This window comes from Lederbergia sp. B243.17 (assembly GCF_057657925.1).
The window spans coordinates 34,438-53,388 of the sequence record NZ_JBWBKF010000036.1; the positions used below are offsets into that span (position 1 = coordinate 34,438).

Genomic DNA, 18,951 nt, shown 5'->3' on the forward strand with positions numbered 1-18,951 from the left:
TATGGTGGTAGGTGAATTGGTGCAGGAGAGGGATTTAATCGTCATTGGAGGTGGACCTGCCGGATATACAGCTGCCATTCGGGCTGCACAGCTTGGCAGGGAAGTGACCCTGATCGAGCAAAAACATCTCGGCGGGACCTGCCTTCACTCCGGCTGCATCCCTTCAAAGACACTTGCACACGCTGCAGCACAGAAAGCAAAACTCCGAACGCTTGGGGAGATGGGGATTTCGGCCGGGGATGCCCTCTTTGATTTGAGCTCTTTTCAGTCCTATACGAGCCGGGTAATCGCCAGGCTTGAAAAAGGGATTGAATCGCTCTGCGCCGCCAATGAAATTGAAATTGTCCATGGCCAGGCCGCTTTCCTCGATGAATATAGAATCGGAGTGGAGAATGGTCATCAATTTGAGACTTTTCGCGGCAGGCAAATCATTATTGCGACTGGTGCATCTCCGCTGCAGCAAGCGGGAGGCCAGTCCTTGACTTCCTATACGCTTTTCCAACCGGAGCGAATACCGGAGCGGCTGGTATTGGCAGGCTTGAATTACATAACAATCGAAGCTGCCTTCGCTTATCAGTCTCTCGGCTGTGAGGTTACAATCGCAGAAGGGAAAGGCGCAGAGTCGGAAATGGATGAGGAGGTAGCGCGGGAACTGAAGAGGGTGATGAAAAAAAGGAAGATCGCCTTTTTCCCTGACTGCTCTAACATCGCGTGGACAGAAGGGACCTGCAGGATTACAGATCGCAATGGGAAAGAGCATCATATTGCCGACTGTGAATTCTTCCGGGAAGAACATTGGAAAGGGAATACCGGCTCCCTTTCACTGGAACGGGTTGGCATCCGTATGAACGAACTAGGTTTTATCGAGGTTGATGGGTTTTGCAGAACAAGTCTGGAACATGTTTTTGCTGCAGGTGATGTAACTGGAGGACCGCTTTTGGCCGTAATAGGCATTAAACAGGGGAAGGCTGCAGCTGAAATTGCCAGCGGGGAAAAAACGGAAGTCGATATGATGTGGATGCCTGCCGTTATACATTCTGATCCACCCATTGCTTTTGCCGGTTTTACTGAAGAAAAGGCAAAGGAGGCTGGTTTTGAATTACGAATTGGCAAATATCCGCTTCAATCGAATGGTTTTGCCATGCTGTCATCTCGGCAGGAAGGGTTCGTTAAGCTCATATTCGATGTGGAAACAGATCGTTTGCTGGGAGCCCATATGATTGGCGAAGGTGCGGTTGAATTCAGCTCCACCTTTGCTCTCGGTCTTGAAATGGGAGCGAGAGATGAGGATCTTTCTTTCCCGCACTATCCGCACCCGAGCCTGAACGAAGCTTTGCTTGAAGCTGTAGAAGGCAGCAGAGGAAGGGCCATCCACCAGCCTCCAGAAAAAAAGAAGAGAAGAGAAAAGGTCTGAGCAGCTGCTCAGACCTTTTCTTGTAGAAGCTTCTCCACGATCAATGCGGCACGAACACGAGCTGGATGGCAAATAATACAGCGAAAATGTAAAGAATCGGATGGACCTGGCGCCATTTGCCTGTGGCAATCTTCATCAGCGGATAGGAAATGAAGCCTAAAGCAATCCCTGTTGCGATACTAGAAGTAAGCGGCATGCTTAAAATGATGAGGAATGCTGGAAACGACTCATCGACTTCCTTCCAGTTGATTTCCGAAACGGCACTAATCATCAGACTTCCGACGATAATGAGTGCGGGAGCGGTAATGGCAGATAAGCCTGAAACTGCCGCAACGAGAGGGCTGAAAAACGCCGCTGCGATAAAGAGGACGGAAACCGTAAGTGTTGTCAGCCCTGTCCGCCCCCCGGCTGCCACGCCGGACGTTGATTCGATATAGGCGCTTGTTGGACTTGTACCGAACAAAGCACCTGCAGTCGTTGCAATCGAATCGGATAGCAGTGCCTGACGAGCGCGGGGAAGCTTATTCCCTTTCATCAGCCCGGCTTGCTCTGCCACTCCAATCATCGTTCCGGTCGTATCAAAGATGGTAACGAGCAAAAATGCGAAGACTACGGCATACAGTCCATGGTTGTAAACGTCTGCGAATGCCTGAATCGGATTGCTGACAATGATGCCTTCAGGGAGGTGCGGGAGTTTTACAAATCCGTCGTCGAACGATAAAAACCCTCCAAAGTACGCCACAATTCCGGTTATGATCATGCCGAAGAAAAGTGCGCCATGTACGCCTCTAGCCATCAGTATAAGGGTGACTGCGAGCCCCAATAATGCCAGCAGGACCTTAGGGTCGTGAAGGTCGCCGAGGCTGACCAAATTATCAGGATGAGCCACTATCAGCCCTGTCAAGCGCATGCCGATGAAAGCGACAAATAGTCCGATTCCTGCAGTAATCCCATGTTTTAAGTTGGACGGGATTGACTCAATCAAATATTTGCGGAAAGACGTCAGCGACAAGATAAGGAAGATAATTCCTGTCACAAAAACGGCGGAGAACGCAGTTGCGTATGTAATACCCCCATGGGTGCCGACGACTGAATAGGCAAAATATGCATTCATGCCCATTCCCGGAGCTATAGCAATCGGATAGTTGGCGGCTAGCGCCATCCATAGCGTGCCGACGACCGTTGCAATGATTGTTGCGGTGAAAACCTGATCAAACGGGACACCTGCATCTTTTAAAATGATCGGATTGACGATCACAATATAGACCATTGTAAGAAAAGTCGTAAGACCAGCCATCAGTTCCGTTTTCACATTGGTATGATTCTCTTTTAATTTAAACATAAAATACCCTCCAAAAAGCCGAACCTTTTATGAATCCAGATTTTATATTATTCGTATCATACCCGGAATGCAAGCAAAAGATGATGGAATTGACATGTGGCCGGGAATCAGAAGGTGTGTACGGTCCTATTGTTAGGGGTATGGCAAAGGTAAATCTATCATCGGGAGGATGATGCCATGAGTCGGCAATTGCTCACGCTTGGAGCGTCACTAACGGGGATTGCAACCGCTGTGCTGACTGCTGCAATCTGGAGAAAAAACAGAGGAGGCCAGTCTTCTCTTTTTGCTTTAAAAAAGATAGAGCTAGACGGAAAAATTCTCCTTGAGTGGGAGGATACTGGAGCATTATACCGCATCTATAAAGAAGGGGAACGGATGTATGAAGGAAGGGGGCCGTGCTGGTGCGATGAAAGTCCAGGTGGGGGAGAGATTGTTCGATATGAAGTTGAGTGTCTTGGAGAGAAGCGGAGCGAGAGAGCAATTGTTCAAGTAATGCGAAAGCAATCACATCCGGACGACGACGATCCGCTCGCTTCGGCCTTTGCGAATACGATCGTCACGGAAAACCGGATAATTATTTTTTGGGAGCCGATAGATGGGCTTGATGAATATCAAGTATACAAGAACGGCAATTTCATAAAAACGATAAAAGAAGCGCAGTTCATTGATGAAGAAGTAGGTGAGGGAGAAAATCTATACACATTTGCTGCCGAAAGACCTATCAAGAAATCGGAAATTCAGCTGGCGGAGGAGAAATATACCTTGGCAAAAGCGTTTGGGCTATTAAAAAAACGAACAAAAGAGAAAGCCTCAATGGAAAGATTTTACGTAATGAAAAAAATAGGGCCGAGACAGGGGCTTTTCTCCGGAAAGAAAGCGAAAGTAGACGGAAATGTCCAGTTCCGCTACACGACCTTTCTCCCGGAAAAGTGGCTGAAAAACCCTAACTTCTTCTCAATGAAACGATATTTCCAAGGTGATGGCAGGGGATTCGAACCGGATCATCCGCGTTTCAGAACAAGAGTCGATATTATATGCAGTGATTCAGATATTCATATGAGGAAGGAAATTAACAAAACGAAGGCGTTTGACTGGATTCGCAGATTCCACGAAGCAGGCAGGGCTGATGACAGCCAAATCGTGCTGGACAACCCTCTTACTGATGAAAAAGGGGCAACTTTCATCCTTCGGCACACGGCGGGCAACCCGTTGACAGTGTCTCCGGACATTGATTATATCGTAAAGGCAGCTTTTCTCCGGAATGGCTTGTTCGATGTTTCGGGGAAGCATGATCAATCGCCTAATCATGAAGTTTATATCAAAAGAGGAAATATGGACTGGGAGCCGATCCATCAGGCTGACAGCAAAGGGCTTGCTTGGATGGCAGAACCGCTTGCAAGCCAGTATTGGCGGATTTCCAATCTTGAATAAAAAAAGGACAAGACCGGTTTTCCGGTATTGTCCTTTTTGGTCATGATAGGTCTAGGGGCAGCACATTTCGTTGGCTAGCTGCGGGCGATAGGGGCTCGAGGTCGCTTCGGAAAAGACCAGGTGGATTGGAAATCATCCACCCAGTCTTTTCCTCCAGCGCTTGTCGCCCCTAATCAATCGCCCTCCGCTTTTCTTTGTCCAGCTCCGTCTGCCAGCGACTAGCAGATTTCGGGATTCTTCCTACGATAAGTCAACATCGGCTCCTTCGTCGCCGTGTTTCCTTTATCTCGTCAGAATCCCTCCAATCTGTACGTCGCTAAACGGCAGCCTCCGCTTTTCTTTTGTCCAGCTGCGGGCGATAGGGGCTCGAGGTCGCTTCGGAAAAGACCAGGTGGATTGGAAATCATCCACCCAGTCTTTTCCTCCAGCGCTTGTCGCCCCTGATCAATCGCCCTCCGCTTTTCTTTATAAAAACCTTTTTCTAATAGCTGGTGAGGGGAGCATGCAGGATTCTTTTTTGCCGAACCATTTGTAGCGGTTTTTGGCAAGGATGTTGTAGGCGATGTTTCGGATAGGGGCAGGGATGATGATGAAGGCGTACAGTAGTTTCCATTTGCCTGAGAGCCGCTTGCAGATTCTGAGGGCGGCGGTGGATTTTGTGTAGACTTGCCCGTTTTCAATTAGGATCATGCTGTTGAGGTCAACTGGGACTTTGTGTTTTTTGAGCAGGGCTTTGCCCGCATCGCTTTGCAGGGACGTAAAATGGAAATAGCCATGCGGGTCATGCTTGATGATAAATTGAACACTTGCATCGCAGAAGTTGCAGACACCATCGAATAAAATGACCGGGTTCATATACATTCCCTCCTGCCGTTTTGATATACTCTCTGTTTTTCCTTTATTCCACCTAATAAAACACGAGCTTTATAATCAAAGCTCGTTACATGAATAGAATCAGTATGGAATAAATACCTGCAGACAGCAATGCTGAAATCGGCAGGGTGATGACCCAGGTGATGAGCATCCGCTTCGCTGTGTCCCATTTTACCCCTTTTACTCTGTGGGACGCCCCTACTCCGAGAATCGAAGAAGAGATGACATGGGTGGTGGAGACAGGCAAATGGATGAACGTTGCGCCAAAGATGATGAACGCAGAGCTTAGGTCTGCTGCCACGCCGTTTACCGGACGGATTTTCATAATTTTTCCGCCAACCGTCTGGATGATTTTCCAGCCGCCGACAGATGTACCGATACCCATTGCCGTCGCACACGAGAATTGGACCCATAGCGGAATGTCCGTGCTTGTATGGAGGTTGTTGGCAATGAGCGCCATCGTGATGATTCCCATCGCTTTCTGGGCGTCGTTCGTGCCATGTGTGTAGGACTGGATGGCTGCTGTAGCGATTTGCATATAGCGGAATCGCTTATTCGTTTTTGCCAAATTAAGATTTTTAAACACCAGCTTGAAAATCGTATAAATCGTATAACCGAGAACAAATGCAATTACTGGAGAAAAAATCAGCGCCTGGAAGATTTTTAGGAATCCTTTCAGGTTGATCGCATCAAAGCCGGCGGATACGACCGCTGCCCCGGCGATTGAGCCGATCAGCGCATGCGAGGAACTGCTTGGTATCCCGAAGTACCAAGTGATCAGGTTCCAAGCGATGGCTGATAATAGGGCGGCCATGATGACAACCGACCCATTCTGCAATGTGAATGGGTTGACGATATCCTTCGTAATCGTCTGTGCTACCCCCGTGAACGTCATCGCTCCAAGAAAATTCATGGAAGCCGCCATCAGAATGGCCACCCGCGGACGCAGTGCTTTTGTCGAGACGGATGTGGCAATTGCATTGGCGGTATCATGAAAGCCATTAATGAAGTCAAAGGCCAAAGCAGCGATGACAATCAGGATGGTAATCAGTAGTGCGTGATCCATGTTGAAAGACTCCCTTAAGCGTTTTTCATAACGATGCTTTCAAGTGTGTTGGCGACGCCTTGGCAATGGTCTGCAATGTCTTCGAGGTCTTCATACACTTCTTTGTATTTGATCAGTTTAATCGGATCAGTTTCAACGGAGAACAGATGCTTGATGCTTTCACGCAGGACATCGTCACACTTCGACTCGTAGTCCTTGATTTTGATGGCATGCGGACGGACGTCAGGCAGCTTTTTGCTGAAGATGAGGCCAATAGCAATTTCTATTTCATCCACGCATTTGCGGATCGCATCAACGAATGTATACATGTACTCATCTGCGTGTACAATCGAATACATATCGAACAATGCCGCAGTATGTTCCATTCCATCAAGTACATCGTCCATGCTCATGGATAGGGCAAGGATGTCTTCCCGCTCAATTGGCGTGATAAAAGAATTGTTCAGTTCCATGATGATTTCATGCACAAAGGAATCACCGATTGTTTCGAATTCTTTCATTTTAGCAGCGAAAGCTTTTGTGTCTTCCTTGCTATTCAACTTGAAATCGGCAAAATAATTTGCGCTCTCTTTTAAATTCGCTGCAATGCTTTCCAATAATGCCGCAAATTTATCTTTTTTGTTCTTAAATGCCACTTTTTTGACCTCCTGATTGGATTGCTATGTTTTGGTTGCCGAAAATAGCTAAGCCTGTACGGCGTACTACCAAACGATAACATTTTACCTTAAAAAGAGGAAATGTGAAACAAAGAAACATCGGAGCATTTCGTTTATTTTACCCAAGCTGCCACAATATAGGCCCATTTATCGAAAAGAAAACGAATTCAATGCAATTTGTTCGCCCCGTGCTGCCGGGATAGCTACAATGGAAGAATAAGGAGGGTGAAGATGATGCTGAATAATCTAAAGTACGAATTGCGCCTTCATAACGGGGTCGGGATGCCTTATGTCGGTCTTGGGGTATACAAAATCGATGATTTAGCCGAAGCGTATCAATCCGTTGCGGATGCCATTGATATCGGCTACAGGTCGATTGATACAGCCCGTATCTATAATAATGAAGAGGCAGTAGGGCGTGCTGTGAAGGATTCGGCTATTGCTCGGCAGGACCTGTTCATTACGACGAAGGTATGGAATGACGATCAAGGATACGACTCTACATTGAGAGCGTTTGAATCAAGCATGGAGAAGCTCCAGCTGGATTACCTGGATTTGTATCTCATCCATTGGCCGGGAGAGACGAAGTTTCTAGACACATGGCGTGCCTTGGAAAGGCTTTATGAAGAAAAAGTAATCCGAGCCATCGGCGTCAGCAATTTTCATATCCATCATTTGGAAAAGCTTGCGGCAACCAGCAATGAAAAGCCTGTCATCAATCAGATTGAGTTGCATCCTCGACTTACGCAGGAAGAGATCCGCAAGTATTGTGCCGAGAGGGAGATTGCGATTGAAGCATGGTCGCCGCTTGGACGGGGCAGGCTGCTTGATGAGCCGACCATCAGCCATATTGCGGCGAAACACGGAAAGACAAGTGCGCAAGTAATTCTGCGCTGGCATCTCCAGCATGGAATCGTCGTCATTCCAAAATCCATTCACAAGGAACGGATCAAGGAAAATGCGGACCTTTTTGATTTCGAACTTTCATTGACGGAAATGCAGGACATCGACGCTCTGAATTTGAATGAACGGTTCGGCTCTAATCCTGAAAATGTTTTATTCTGAGGGAAAATAACCCCGAAAAATATCATCCAAGAATGGAGCGGCCACCTCGACCTTTTCCAATGTAAAAGGATGCGTGAGTTCCAGCTTCCTTGCGTGAAGGGCGGGGCGAGGGAACATAGGACGGCCTCCGTATAGCACATCGCCTGCAAGCGGATGGCCGATTGACTGGAGATGAACACGGATTTGATGGGTCCTTCCGGTATCGAGCTTGCAGGAAATGAGGCTGATTTTTCCTCGTGGAAATGGTTTCAGCACTTTGACGTGAGTAACCGCATCCTGTCCTCCAGGGGAGACCCGTCTTCTGGTCGGGTGATGGCGGTCGCGCCCGATCGGTTTGTCGATTGTTATGGTTTGATCTATCATGACACCATCAGCCAGCGCCATATAGGTGCGGCTGATTTTTCTTTCTGTCAGCATTCTGTCGAGTATGGTCTGGCTCAGCGCATGTTTTGCGAACAGCACTGCACCGGTCGTGTCCTTGTCGAGGCGATGAATATGGCGGATTTTGCGATTGTCCCCGTGTCCGCGCAAGTAATGGGCGACTGCGTTGGCGAGAGTTTGTTTTTGCTCCGGACTGTTCGGATGAGTGGACATTCCGCCCAGCTTATTGGCGATCAGAAGGTGTTCATCTTCAAAGAGGATTTCCAGGGGGCAGGGAAAAGAAGGGATTGTTTCTTCTTCATTTTCCAAGCGGATCGACAAGCAGTCCCCAGCCGACAGAGGTTTTCGCCAATCGAGGCTCTTTCCTCCTACTTCAACCGCTTTCTCCATCCTTAGCTCATGTACGAGCTTCTTCGGTGCTTTCCAAACGGTTTTAAACAACTCTTCCGGCGTTAGACCATCCCATGACTCCACTACATTTATTGTGATTGTTTTCACTGTCACTTCACTTCCAATTTACATGTATTTCCCATTTAAAGCGGGACTTATGGTGTGGTATACTTCGCATATAAGATATCATTTTACTTACAATTGTTACAGCTTCAAGGGGGACGGGCGCATGGTCATCAAGTATGCTCAATCAAGGGTACAAGAACAAGAAATTGAGGTATCGATTACATACTGTTTTACAGAAATATTTCCTCGATTTTTTACAAAAGAGGAGATCAATGAGCTGAAAAGGTTCGGAATACTCCAATTGCAGTACGATCAACTGACAAGAGACAGCGCTTGCAGGATACAGGCTGCACTAACTGTTCTTATCTCTATCATCGAAATGAATGATCCGAAAGAAAGAATGGAATACAGGGCTGTCTACCAAACAAACATAAAAATTCTTGAGCGCCAAGGTCTCTGCTTCCCGTTCCCGTTTGAACGTTTTGCCGGCGGTGTCTCTGCGGTTTGCAAAGAAATTCTCACAACAACAGCAACTCAATATGTAATGTAAAGAAATTGGCCTGCGATTCGATATCGCGGCCAATTTCTGTTTAGTAAGGGAAGTTATTTCACATTGTCAGAAAGCCAGGCCTTAAATTCCGCCTCGTCATGATACCCGACAGTTCTTGCTGTCTCTTTCCCGTTTTCAAAACGGACAAGGGTAGGTGTATATTCAATGGCGTATTGATTCCATCCTTCGTTGAATTCAAGCAAATTAAACTGTTGTATATCAATGCCCATTTCCTTGGCGAGAGGCATCAAAACAGGGGTTGTTCTTTTGCAGTGTTCGCAAGTAGGGCTGAAAAAGTAGACTGTGAAATCTTCTTTGTTCTCAATCTTTTTTTCCAGTTCATCCGGCAGGATAATATTCTGGTAATTCGGATCATCGAGCTGATCGATGGTTGCTGGATCGAGATTCTGCTTGCCATATGGATTTCCTTCCACTTTTTGTGATTGTTGCACTTTCGTCACTACGGCAATCGCAGCAAACAAGACGATGATGATTGAAAAGAATATAAGTGCTTTCTTCAATTTGTTTCCTCCTTGGAACGGTGCTTGATCAACAGCATGCTCGTAATGAAAATGAGAATAAAGCCAACCAGCGCCAGGAATGGGATAGTAATAAAGCCCATCCAGTTTATGTATTGACCAGTGCATGAGACTTGTCCGCAGGCAGGCATCTTCTGTGCAAATAAAGGCAGTTTTTGAATCAAATAGTGGTATAAGGATACAAACATGCCGATGCCTGACAGAGCAGCGGTGTATTTTGCTGCATGCCGATCTTTTTTAACTGCCGCGATTGCCAGAATTACAGCGTTCGGGTACATGAGAATTCTTTGATACCAGCATAGCTCGCAAGGGACATATTGTTTGATCTCTGAGAAATAAAGACTGCCGAAAAGAGCTACCAAAGAAACGCCCCAAGCAAAAAACAGCAGGTTTTCTACAGATATTCTCGATTTACTTGTCATCCGCATCGCTCCATTCTTCATTAATTAGAGCTTGAAAACTTGCTCCTATTATCCCTCGATTATAGTATGAAGAAAGAACAATGTAAAACGGAGAAAACTTTATTCACAAAGATGTTGAAATAGAAGAGAGGGGAAAGGGAAACATGTCAAAGCCGCTTGATTTATCACAATTTGAGAAGAAAATGGTCGTCCGTCCCTTGCAGCATAAAGATATCGACGCAATTATCAACATGCAGACCATTTGCTTTCCGGGAATGATACCTTGGACGAAAGCACAGCTGGAGAGCCATTTGCGCATCTTCCCTGAAGGACAGATTGTTGCCGAATATGACGGAGATCTTATTGGTTCCTGTTCGAGTTTGATAATCAACTTTGATGAATATGATGAGAGGCATTCCTGGGATGATGTGACCGAAAAAGGGTTTATAACGAATCATGATCCGAACGGTTACAATCTCTACGGAATCGAAGTGATGGTGCATCCCGACTACAGAAGAATGAAGGTCGGGCATAGGCTGTACGAGGCAAGGAAAGAATTGGCCCGGGAAAAGAATTTGAAGAGTATCATCATCGGAGGCAGGATCCCGAATTATTATAAGCACGCTGAAGAAATGACCCCGCGGCAATATGTCGATGCTGTTTCGAAGCACCAGATTTATGATCCTGTCCTCTCATTCCAGCTGATCAACGGATTTACACTGATGCGGATCAATCCGAATTATTTGCCGGATGATAAGCAGTCTAATAAGTACGCGACATTGATGGAATGGAATAACGTGGATTATGTACAGCTGAGCAAGCGCCATTATAAGACGAGCCATCCTGTCCGGATTTGTGCCGTGCAATATATGATGAGGCAAATTGATTCGTTCTCTGATTTTGCGAGCCAAGTCGAGTATTTTACTGATGTGGCGTCTGATGCCTCTTCCGACTTTGTTGTATTCCCTGAGATTTTCACGACACAGCTGCTTTCCTTCCTGGATGAGAAATCCCCTTCGCAGGCGATTCGCCGGTTGTCCGAGTATACGGAGGAGTATATCGAATTGTTTACCGATCTTGCGGTCCGTTATAACGTCAACATTATTGGCGGATCCCATTTTGTCGAGGAAGGGGACGGCCTCTACAACATTTCGTATTTGTTCAGGCGTGACGGTACGATTGAAAAGCAATATAAAATTCATGTTACACCGAATGAAAAGCTGTGGTGGGGGGTAAGCCAAGGCGATCGCGTTCATGTATTTGATACCGACTGCGGAAAAATTGCCATCCTGATCTGTTATGATATAGAGTTTCCGGAGCTGGCGAGAATTGCGGTTGATCAAGGAGCGAATATCATTTTCACGCCATTTTGCACCGATGACAGACATGGGTATTTGCGTGTCCGTTACTGTGCGCAAGCAAGGGCCGTTGAAAATCAGGTGTATACGGTTATTTCCGGCACAGTCGGCAATTTGCCGCAAACAGAAAACATGGATATCCAATATGCTCAATCGGCGATTCTTGCACCATCTGATTTTGAATTTGCGCGTGATGGTATTGTCGGAGAGACCAATTCCAATATCGAAATGGTAGTAATTGGTGACGTCGACCTAGAGATTCTACGGCGCCAAAGACAGAATGGCACGGTCACCCATTTAAAAGACAGGCGAACAGACCTTTATGAAGTACTCTATAAAAAGCGGCCATCTCAGCCTTAAGTCGCAGAAGGGCTTCAGCCGAATTGCGAATGGCGAGAAAAACAGATTGCTGTATAATGAACTCAGAAGACAGGAGGAGGGATGTCATGACAAATGAGCACCTTCCTGAACAGGCAAACTTGAAAATTTTAAAGGAAATTGCTGAACTTTTAAATGAAGAAACCGACTTGGATGCAATCCTAACCGGTGTGCTGAATAAACTGCTGCAGGTAACAGGGGTGCAAACAGGTTGGATATTCCTTTTGGACGTCGAAAACGGTCACCGTCTGGCTGCTTACCAGAATATCCCGCCGGCTCTTGCATATAAGCAGTGCAGCCCTTTGCGGGAGGGGAGCTGCTGGTGTGTAGATGGCATCCGGGACGGAAATTTGACAAAGGCTGCAAATATTATTGAGTGCAGAAGAATTGAAAAGGCGATTGAGCAAAAGAAAGGTGCCACGGATGGTATCGCGTTCCATGCGACCATTCCGCTCACGTCAGGGGAAGAGGTATTTGGCCTCCTGAATGTAGCGGCACCTGAGAAGAAGGAATTCGATCCAACTGAGCTTGCCTTGCTGGAATCGATCGCCTTGCAGATCGGCTCGGCGATCAAGCGGGTCCGTCTTACAAAGAAGGAACAAGAAGTGGCGTTGATTGAAGAAAGGAACCGCCTTGCAAGGGATCTGCACGATTCGGTCAATCAACTGCTGTTTTCTCTGACGCTGACAGCGAGAGCAGGAGCTGAAATGACTGAGGATCCGGGAACAAAGGACACGTTCCGGGATATTCAGGGTCTTGCTCAAGAGGCCCTGATGGAGATGCGGGCCCTGATTTGGCAGTTAAAGCCGAATGGGCTGGAGAAGGGTCTGGTGCAAGCGATCAAGGCGTATGGGGAGATGCTCGGCTTGTCCGTAAATGTCCAACTTTCCGGTGTGCTGGCACTTCCTTCTAAGGTAGAAGAAATCGTGTGGCGGATCAGCCAGGAAGCACTGAACAATACGAAAAAGCATTCCGGCGAGGACGAGATTTTTCTTTCGCTCGATATTTCAGGGCGTACAGTCCGTCTTGCTGTTAGAGATAAAGGCTGCGGTTTTAAACATACGAAAACAAGGGTAATTCCGACAATCGGGATTGAGGGAATGAGAAAGAGGGCGGAAAGCGTCGGCGGTACATTCACGCTGAGTTCTGCCCCTGGGCAAGGAACAGAAATCATTGCAGAATTGCCCTTTTAGGAGAGGTGAGGGACATGACCATCCGGCTGTTGATCGCTGATGACCATCATGTAGTCCGGCGTGGCCTGGCGATGTTTTTGAAAACGCAAAAAGATATGGAAATCATCGGTGAAGCGCAAAACGGGCTTGAAGCGGTTGGGCTGGCGAGTGAATTACGGCCGGATGTGGTCTTGATGGATCTCGTCATGCCTGTCATGGACGGCATCAAGGCAACGGCTGAAATCAAAGCTGCGAGTCCGGAGATTCAAATCATGATCTTGACGAGCTTTGCGGATGAGGATCATGTGCTGCCTGCGATTGAAGCAGGAGCATCGGGCTATCAACTGAAAGATATCGAACCGGATGATCTTGCTGCCGCCATCCGCAAGCTTGTCAGCGGTGAAAATATCCTGCATCCGAAAGCAACAACAATGCTGATGTCCCGTGTCAACGCAAAGGAGCAGACACACAATCCGATTGATGCGTTGACGAACCGTGAGAAGGAAGTGCTGAGAATCATCGCAAAAGGGATGAGCAATAAGGAGATCGCAGCCACACTCGGGATAACGGAAAAAACAGTCAAGACTCATGTATCAAATATTTTTTCTAAGTTAGGTGTGGCGGACCGGACGCAAGCGGCCCTTTATGCCGTCAAATCCGGATTCACCGGCGAGTGAACAACTGGGGAAGAAGCAAAGGAGCGGGTTTAGCGTGAATGTATTAATTATCAACGGAGGAATGCCGAAAGGCGGGAATACGGAGCTGCTGACAAAATACTTGTCAAGGAATTACGGATTCTCCGCATATTATTTAAGTGAAGGCAATATCCCGGTTATGACAGGCGATCCTGAGCAGTGGGAGCTGCCCGCTGTAAAGGAATTCATTCAGAAGGTTGAAGAAGCGGACGGCATCATTCTAATTTCTCCAGAATATCATGGCGGCATGACCGGTGCTTTGAAAAATGCGCTTGATTTCTTGACGAGCCAGCAGCTGGCCCATAAACCGACGGCATTGCTGGCGACAGCAGGCGGCGGCAAAGGCGGTATTAACTGTTTGAACAATATGAGAACCGTCATGCGCGGGTTCTATGCAAACGTGATTCCCCGCCAGTTGATCCTTGACCCTGATTGCTTCAATTACCCAGATTTTACTCTGTGGGATGAAGCGAAAGGGAAAGTAGAAGAACTTGCGAAGGAACTGATCATGTATGTCAAAGTTGCCGAGCAGCTGAAGCCTTCAATACATTAATAAACGGAAGCCGGGATCCGGCTTCCGTTTTTATTTTTCACAGGATTACACAGAATACGACGGCGTTGTCTCCATATGGAGAGGATGTGCCGTTTTTTCGTTCGCATAATCAATATAGCGCAGCAAATTGAATAGTTGCCGTTCGATCAAGGAATAATCATTTGAGAACTGATAGGCTTTCATGAACCGCTCGATCCGTTTGGAGAGCATATGATCCTTCGTCCGTACCATTAAAATAAGCAGATTATCCCACTCGGACCGGTGTGTGTAGTAAAGTGCCCGGTCATAATCCAGATGATTGATGCGAATCCCTCCTTTTGGAGTTGATTTTAGTATATGTAATTGTCAGCAGGATTGTCGTTGTAAATCTTGTCACCCGAACGTAAACTTGCCTCATGTTCTTTCCGTTTCCCACATACATTGTGGAGAGAAGGAGGGGCAGATGATGAATAATCAAATGGATCAGCTTCAGTATGCGATTGCGGAAATCACTGAAATTGCAACCGGCCTTGGACTGGATTTTTATCCGATGCGCTATGAAATTTGCCCGGCTGATATTATTTATACGTTTGGCGCTTACGGAATGCCGACCCGTTTTTCCCATTGGAGCTTCGGCAAGCAGTTTTTCAAAATGAAAATGCATTATGACTTCGGGTTAAGCAAAATATATGAGCTAGTGATCAATTCAAATCCTTGCTATGCCTTTTTGCTCGATTCGAATTCCCTCATACAGAACAAACTGATTGTCGCACATGTGTTGGCGCATTGCGACTTTTTCAAAAACAATGTCAGGTTCCGCAATACAAAGCGGGACATGGTGGAGAGTATGGCTGCGACGGCAGAACGGGTCCGTCAATATGAAATCGAGTACGGCAAGCAAGAAGTGGAAAGCTTTTTGGATGCGGTCCTGGCTATTGAGGAACATATTGATCCTTCTTTGATTAAACCGGAATCTGGTTGGGACGACGATGAGGAATGGGAAGAGGATGAACAGCAGCGGCCAACGGAATATGATGACTTATGGTCGCTTGATGACGCACAAGCCAGAAAGCCGGAAAGAAAGCGGAGAAGGAAGCGTTTCCCTCCCCAGCCGGAAAAGGATCTCGTTTTATTTATTGAGCAGCATAGCCGGGAGTTGACGGACTGGCAGAGGGATATTATGACTATGGTCAGGGAAGAAATGCTGTATTTCTGGCCGCAGCTTGAAACAAAAATCATGAATGAAGGCTGGGCCTCTTATTGGCATCAGCGGATCTTGCGGGAGCTTGACCTGACAAGCGACGAGACGATTGAGTTTGCCAAGCTGAATGCAGGCGTTGTTCAGCCGTCCAGAACGGGCATTAATCCGTATTACTTGGGCCTGAAAATTTTTGAAGACATCGAAGAGCGGTGGAATAATCCCGACGAAGAAATGATCAAGCAAGGGGTTCAGCCGAATTCCGGACGGGAAAAGATGTTTGAGGTAAGGGAAATTGAATCTGATATTTCCTTTTTGCGAAATTACCTGACGAAAGATCTTGTTCTCCGTGAGGATCTTTACCTGTTTCAAAAGCAGGGGCGTGATTATAAGATCATTGATAAGGAATGGAAACAAGTGAGAGATCAGCTCGTAAATATGCGCGTCAATGGCGGTTTTCCTTATATTATGGTCGTGGACGGAGATTATATGAAGAACGGGGAACTGTATTTGAAGCACAACTTTGAAGGTATCGAGCTCGATTTGAAATATTTAGAGAAGGTTTTGCCCTATATCCATCAGCTCTGGGGAAGGCCAGTCCATCTTGAGAGCGTGGTGGAGAACAGATTATTGCTGTTTACTTATGAAGGAAGAAACGTACAAAGGAAATTTCTTTGATGCTTTCATGAAGCATGCCGTGTTCCGGCGTGCCTTTTTTATGTTTAGAGAATTCAACAGGAGGAAATAGTGAAACTAACATGCAGGGGAGGGATACCATGTACTTGGACAGCTATGTAAACCAGAATATCCAGATCAAATTTAGAAACCTGCCAGAGGATCTGACCGGTCCGATGACGGGTATTTATAAGCCTGAAGATTGGTATACGGTTAAACTGATTCAGGCTGAGAATATGGGCATATGGGTTGAGAATCCATGCTATAAGCGAACAGTGATTGAGAATGATGGAACGGAGATACCGCTGGAGGAGCAGAAGGAAGAAACATGCACAACCAACTTTATGATTCGCTGGGAGCATATTAGTTCGGTGATAACTTTGCCGAATGCGAAGCCGAATGTCGTCGACAAAGAAACAATGCTAATTGGATTCCATGCGTAGGAAGAATAGAAGACGCTTTATGGCCAAGCCATAAAGCGTCTTATCTTGTGAGCAGCTGCAAGATGACGACAACTCCGAATGCAGCGTAGCCGACCACTCGGATCTGTGCTTTTTTGTCCTTCGAGAAAGAGTCCAGCACCCTTGTCAAAATATCGAGAAATAAAAGAGATCCCAATATTACTACAATAAAAATGATGATGGACTTGTTGGCTGCGATATACATATCAAGCATGCGATTAATGAACAACATCCAGACAAAGCCTAAAAAACCATGCACAACAGCTGAGTAAATCATCTTCAATACAGTCATTTTCATCCTCCCCAGAGCATCATACCATTTTTGGAGAGAGGTGGGGAGGAAATGGTGGGCCGGACTTCCTTGTTTCCATAACAAAAAAACTGCCCGAGCGGCCGGGTTCCGGCCCTGCGAACAGTCGTGGGTTTCAAGCAAGCATTTTTTTGATTTCTTCCTGCTCTACCACTTCCCGTGGAAAAAGCTGATAGATTTCAATCAGCTGCTCATGCACATCTTCCAAATCCTGCGGCTGGATAAATGTATACTCAAAATATGCCGAGCCGCCATCGGTCTGAAGCAGCATCAAAATCTCCTGAGGGATATTCGTATTGCCGGTATCTTCGTCACCCCAAAAAAAGTCCCGGTTTCCCAAATCTTTTTGGCTGATAAACAATGTGCCTTCTTTATTTTTTTTGCGGGCTTCACTGGCAAATAGAAGGAAGTCCTCAAATGATTGGGCATATACCATTGCTTTCACTCCTTTATCCTATTTGGCAGCAGCAGATACCTTCTGCCACTTTCATACTTCCTCAAAATGTCCTTAAATAAACGGAGGGACCGTTTTTCACCAGATAATTCGTGGAAAGAGAATGAATGAGGTGATTTACATGGACAATGAGCTCAAATATGCCCAGCAGCATTTGGCGAACGAGCGAACTTATCTTGCCTGGATGCGGACTGGTATTTCCGTTGTGGGTGTAGGCTTTTTATCGGTAACGCTCCATTTCAATTTTGGCAAAAGGGTCAGCGAGACGACGGATCTTATTTCAATTGCAATGATGATTTTATCTCTGATGATCGGTATTTTCATTTTGCTGCTAGGCACATTCAGCTACATCAGCAAGCGGAAACATATCAACGAGAATACATTCCGCTCATCTCAAACAATGATCGCCATTATTTCGCTTGCCGTCAGTATTTTGATGTTGCTTCTAGGCACCTATTTCATCACCGTCATCTACTGATCATTGTCATGCATATGTTCGAATACATATGAAAAAAGCGGGGGTGAAGAGAGTGGAAATTGTTGATCTGCATTGTGATACGCTGCTGAAGCTTTGGGAGAGAAAAGGGAATATCCAGTTTGAAGGTGCACCTGAATTGGATGCCAATCTGTCTAGGCTGAAAGCAGGGAAGGTGAAGGTGCAATGCTTTGCTGTCTTCGTCCCACCTGAAGTAAAGTCGGATGATCAATTCACGGCGGCATTGGAACAGATTCAATATTTTTACGACCATATTCTTGCAGACCATACAGGAGTCGTACAGATAGAGACTTGGCCGGGAATTAAGGCGCTTGGGGAGCAGCAAATTGGTGCATTTCTTTCACTTGAAGGCGTTGACTGCATCGGCAACGATATTGGGAAGCTGCATCGCCTTGTCGAGCTCGGTATCCGTTCAGTCAGCCTGACTTGGAACTTTGCGAACTTGGCTGCGGACGGTTGTTTGGAAAGACGGTCGGGAGGATTGACGCAGTTCGGCAGGGAAGTCGTCTCCGCATTGAACGAACGCCATGTGTTTACCGATGTGTCACATGCAAGCGAAGCGGCCTTTTGGGAGACGATTGAGCTGGCCGATTACCTGATAGCAAGCCATTCAAATGCCAAAGCGCTATGTGAACACCCCCGAAATCTGAGTGATGCCCAGGCAAAAGCGCTGTTTGATAAAGACGCCATGATTCATGTCATGTTTTATCCGCCATTTATTAACTCTGGCGGAAAGGCAAGCATTAAAGATGTCCTTCGGCATATCGATCACCTGTGCAGTCTTGGAGGAGTCAAGCATATCGGTTTCGGCTCGGATTTTGACGGGATTTCACACCATGTTACAGGGCTTGAAAATGCAGCATCCTATCAAAACCTGATCAATGAATTGCTGAAATTCTATTCAGAAGAACAGGTCCGCGGCTTTGCTTCGGAAAATTTTATCGGGCTTCTGCCGCCTGAATGGAAACGAAAAAAATAAAACCCTAAATATCTATTCTTTCTCTCCGATAATACCAAAGAGTAGCACTTTTGCATATGAGAGGAAGAG

The 18,951-nt window shown here is 46.5% G+C and carries 22 protein-coding genes; 12 read left to right on the forward strand and 10 right to left on the reverse strand.

The annotated features are described in order from the left end of the window. Position 1 precedes the first annotated feature (1 nt). The gene (locus AC0TWI_RS06260; RefSeq protein WP_488125478.1) at positions 2-1,414 is read left to right on the forward strand and encodes a dihydrolipoyl dehydrogenase family protein; all 1,413 of its coding nucleotides are present in this window, start codon (positions 2-4) and stop codon (positions 1,412-1,414) included. 40 nt (positions 1,415-1,454) lie between these two features. On the opposite strand, the gene AC0TWI_RS06265 is transcribed toward AC0TWI_RS06260, so the two are convergent. Beyond that, positions 1,455-2,756: an NCS2 family permease gene (locus AC0TWI_RS06265; protein ID WP_488125479.1), complete on the reverse strand. Its 1,302-nt coding sequence runs from the start codon at positions 2,754-2,756 to the stop codon at positions 1,455-1,457. Positions 2,757-2,933: 177 nt separating this feature from the next. Between AC0TWI_RS06265 and AC0TWI_RS06270 the strand changes: the two genes are divergently transcribed. Beyond that, a complete protein-coding gene (locus tag AC0TWI_RS06270; RefSeq protein WP_488125480.1) occupies positions 2,934-4,187 on the forward strand; it encodes a DUF3238 domain-containing protein in 1,254 nt (417 codons plus the stop codon). 465 nt (positions 4,188-4,652) lie between these two features. Here AC0TWI_RS06270 and AC0TWI_RS06275 read toward each other — a convergent pair whose 3' ends face one another. The 3 genes from AC0TWI_RS06275 to AC0TWI_RS06285 all read right to left on the reverse strand — a co-directional run bounded on the left by AC0TWI_RS06275 (position 4,653) and on the right by AC0TWI_RS06285 (position 6,761). Then, the gene (locus tag AC0TWI_RS06275; protein WP_488125481.1) at positions 4,653-5,042 is read right to left on the reverse strand and encodes a thiol-disulfide oxidoreductase DCC family protein; all 390 of its coding nucleotides are present in this window, start codon (positions 5,040-5,042) and stop codon (positions 4,653-4,655) included. A gap of 85 nt (positions 5,043-5,127) precedes the next feature. After that, positions 5,128-6,126 carry an anion permease gene (locus AC0TWI_RS06280; RefSeq protein ID WP_488125482.1) on the reverse strand — a complete coding sequence of 333 codons (999 nt, stop codon included), beginning with the start codon at positions 6,124-6,126 and terminating at the stop codon, positions 5,128-5,130. Positions 6,127-6,140: 14 nt separating this feature from the next. Next, positions 6,141-6,761, reverse strand: coding sequence for a DUF47 domain-containing protein (locus AC0TWI_RS06285; RefSeq protein WP_488125483.1), 621 nt, complete (start codon positions 6,759-6,761; stop codon positions 6,141-6,143). Positions 6,762-7,016: 255 nt separating this feature from the next. On the opposite strand from AC0TWI_RS06285, the gene AC0TWI_RS06290 reads away from it, so the two are divergent. Beyond that, positions 7,017-7,847: an aldo/keto reductase gene (locus tag AC0TWI_RS06290; RefSeq protein WP_488125484.1), complete on the forward strand. Its 831-nt coding sequence runs from the start codon at positions 7,017-7,019 to the stop codon at positions 7,845-7,847. Here the strand turns inward: AC0TWI_RS06290 and AC0TWI_RS06295 are convergent. Next, entirely contained in the window at positions 7,839-8,726 is an 888-nt protein-coding gene (locus AC0TWI_RS06295) for an RluA family pseudouridine synthase (RefSeq protein ID WP_488125485.1), read from the reverse strand. The genes AC0TWI_RS06290 and AC0TWI_RS06295 overlap by 9 nt on opposite strands. A 121-nt stretch (positions 8,727-8,847) precedes the next feature. Between AC0TWI_RS06295 and AC0TWI_RS06300 the strand changes: the two genes are divergently transcribed. After that, the gene (locus AC0TWI_RS06300) at positions 8,848-9,234 is read left to right on the forward strand and encodes a DUF5365 family protein (RefSeq protein ID WP_488125486.1); all 387 of its coding nucleotides are present in this window, start codon (positions 8,848-8,850) and stop codon (positions 9,232-9,234) included. 53 nt (positions 9,235-9,287) lie between these two features. Here the strand turns inward: AC0TWI_RS06300 and AC0TWI_RS06305 are convergent, their stop codons facing one another. Continuing rightward, positions 9,288-9,755, reverse strand: coding sequence for a thioredoxin family protein (locus tag AC0TWI_RS06305; protein WP_488125487.1), 468 nt, complete (start codon positions 9,753-9,755; stop codon positions 9,288-9,290). Continuing rightward, the gene (locus AC0TWI_RS06310; RefSeq protein WP_488125488.1) at positions 9,752-10,195 is read right to left on the reverse strand and encodes a disulfide oxidoreductase; all 444 of its coding nucleotides are present in this window, start codon (positions 10,193-10,195) and stop codon (positions 9,752-9,754) included. Before AC0TWI_RS06310 ends, AC0TWI_RS06305 begins: the two co-directional genes overlap by 4 nt. 143 nt (positions 10,196-10,338) lie before the next feature. Between AC0TWI_RS06310 and AC0TWI_RS06315 the strand changes: the two genes are divergently transcribed. The 4 genes from AC0TWI_RS06315 to AC0TWI_RS06330 all read left to right on the forward strand — a co-directional run bounded on the left by AC0TWI_RS06315 (position 10,339) and on the right by AC0TWI_RS06330 (position 14,330). Beyond that, positions 10,339-11,892, forward strand: coding sequence for a GNAT family N-acetyltransferase (locus tag AC0TWI_RS06315; RefSeq protein ID WP_488125489.1), 1,554 nt, complete (start codon positions 10,339-10,341; stop codon positions 11,890-11,892). 86 nt (positions 11,893-11,978) lie between these two features. Further along, positions 11,979-13,103, forward strand: a complete 1,125-nt coding sequence (locus tag AC0TWI_RS06320) for a GAF domain-containing sensor histidine kinase (protein ID WP_488125490.1) — start codon at positions 11,979-11,981, stop codon at positions 13,101-13,103. 14 nt (positions 13,104-13,117) lie between these two features. After that, complete coding sequence (locus AC0TWI_RS06325) at positions 13,118-13,759, forward strand: response regulator (protein ID WP_488125491.1); 642 nt, start codon at positions 13,118-13,120, stop codon at positions 13,757-13,759. A 34-nt stretch (positions 13,760-13,793) separates the two neighbouring features. Then, on the forward strand, positions 13,794-14,330 hold the full coding sequence (locus AC0TWI_RS06330) for an NADPH-dependent FMN reductase (RefSeq protein WP_488125492.1): 537 nt from the start codon (positions 13,794-13,796) through the stop codon (positions 14,328-14,330). Positions 14,331-14,375: 45 nt separating this feature from the next. On the opposite strand, the gene AC0TWI_RS06335 is transcribed toward AC0TWI_RS06330, so the two are convergent. Further along, positions 14,376-14,633, reverse strand: a complete 258-nt coding sequence (locus tag AC0TWI_RS06335) for a YhdB family protein (RefSeq protein WP_488125526.1) — start codon at positions 14,631-14,633, stop codon at positions 14,376-14,378. Between the two features lie 139 nt (positions 14,634-14,772). On the opposite strand from AC0TWI_RS06335, the gene AC0TWI_RS06340 reads away from it, so the two are divergent. Together AC0TWI_RS06340 and AC0TWI_RS06345 are read left to right on the forward strand one after the other, a co-directional pair. Beyond that, entirely contained in the window at positions 14,773-16,185 is a 1,413-nt protein-coding gene (locus AC0TWI_RS06340; RefSeq protein WP_488125493.1) for a SpoVR family protein, read from the forward strand. Between the two features lie 98 nt (positions 16,186-16,283). Beyond that, positions 16,284-16,625, forward strand: a complete 342-nt coding sequence (locus AC0TWI_RS06345) for a hypothetical protein (RefSeq protein WP_488125494.1) — start codon at positions 16,284-16,286, stop codon at positions 16,623-16,625. Between the two features lie 40 nt (positions 16,626-16,665). On the opposite strand, the gene AC0TWI_RS06350 is transcribed toward AC0TWI_RS06345, so the two are convergent. Both AC0TWI_RS06350 and AC0TWI_RS06355 read right to left on the reverse strand, forming a co-directional pair. Then, positions 16,666-16,935, reverse strand: coding sequence for a hypothetical protein (locus tag AC0TWI_RS06350; RefSeq protein ID WP_488125495.1), 270 nt, complete (start codon positions 16,933-16,935; stop codon positions 16,666-16,668). 133 nt (positions 16,936-17,068) lie between these two features. Continuing rightward, positions 17,069-17,389, reverse strand: coding sequence for a hypothetical protein (locus tag AC0TWI_RS06355; protein WP_488125496.1), 321 nt, complete (start codon positions 17,387-17,389; stop codon positions 17,069-17,071). A 139-nt stretch (positions 17,390-17,528) separates the two neighbouring features. Between AC0TWI_RS06355 and AC0TWI_RS06360 the strand changes: the two genes are divergently transcribed. Further along, the gene (locus tag AC0TWI_RS06360) at positions 17,529-17,885 is read left to right on the forward strand and encodes a YidH family protein (RefSeq protein ID WP_488125497.1); all 357 of its coding nucleotides are present in this window, start codon (positions 17,529-17,531) and stop codon (positions 17,883-17,885) included. A gap of 52 nt (positions 17,886-17,937) precedes the next feature. Then, the gene (locus tag AC0TWI_RS06365; RefSeq protein WP_488125498.1) at positions 17,938-18,882 is read left to right on the forward strand and encodes a dipeptidase; all 945 of its coding nucleotides are present in this window, start codon (positions 17,938-17,940) and stop codon (positions 18,880-18,882) included. Positions 18,883-18,951 lie beyond the last annotated feature (69 nt).

Coding starts and splice junctions, on each gene's coding strand:
- AC0TWI_RS06275 (WP_488125481.1), bottom strand. CDS start 5,042: ATGAACCCGGTCATTTTATTCGATGGTGTCTGCAACTTCTGCGATGCA.
- AC0TWI_RS06270 (WP_488125480.1), top strand. CDS start 2,934: ATGAGTCGGCAATTGCTCACGCTTGGAGCGTCACTAACGGGGATTGCA.
- AC0TWI_RS06280 (WP_488125482.1), bottom strand. CDS start 6,126: ATGGATCACGCACTACTGATTACCATCCTGATTGTCATCGCTGCTTTG.
- AC0TWI_RS06325 (WP_488125491.1), top strand. CDS start 13,118: ATGACCATCCGGCTGTTGATCGCTGATGACCATCATGTAGTCCGGCGT.
- AC0TWI_RS06290 (WP_488125484.1), top strand. CDS start 7,017: ATGCTGAATAATCTAAAGTACGAATTGCGCCTTCATAACGGGGTCGGG.
- AC0TWI_RS06350 (WP_488125495.1), bottom strand. CDS start 16,935: ATGACTGTATTGAAGATGATTTACTCAGCTGTTGTGCATGGTTTTTTA.
- AC0TWI_RS06360 (WP_488125497.1), top strand. CDS start 17,529: ATGGACAATGAGCTCAAATATGCCCAGCAGCATTTGGCGAACGAGCGA.
- AC0TWI_RS06320 (WP_488125490.1), top strand. CDS start 11,979: ATGACAAATGAGCACCTTCCTGAACAGGCAAACTTGAAAATTTTAAAG.
- AC0TWI_RS06310 (WP_488125488.1), bottom strand. CDS start 10,195: ATGACAAGTAAATCGAGAATATCTGTAGAAAACCTGCTGTTTTTTGCT.
- AC0TWI_RS06260 (WP_488125478.1), top strand. CDS start 2: ATGGTGGTAGGTGAATTGGTGCAGGAGAGGGATTTAATCGTCATTGGA.
- AC0TWI_RS06355 (WP_488125496.1), bottom strand. CDS start 17,389: ATGGTATATGCCCAATCATTTGAGGACTTCCTTCTATTTGCCAGTGAA.
- AC0TWI_RS06340 (WP_488125493.1), top strand. CDS start 14,773: ATGATGAATAATCAAATGGATCAGCTTCAGTATGCGATTGCGGAAATC.
- AC0TWI_RS06345 (WP_488125494.1), top strand. CDS start 16,284: ATGTACTTGGACAGCTATGTAAACCAGAATATCCAGATCAAATTTAGA.
- AC0TWI_RS06315 (WP_488125489.1), top strand. CDS start 10,339: ATGTCAAAGCCGCTTGATTTATCACAATTTGAGAAGAAAATGGTCGTC.
- AC0TWI_RS06265 (WP_488125479.1), bottom strand. CDS start 2,756: ATGTTTAAATTAAAAGAGAATCATACCAATGTGAAAACGGAACTGATG.
- AC0TWI_RS06300 (WP_488125486.1), top strand. CDS start 8,848: ATGGTCATCAAGTATGCTCAATCAAGGGTACAAGAACAAGAAATTGAG.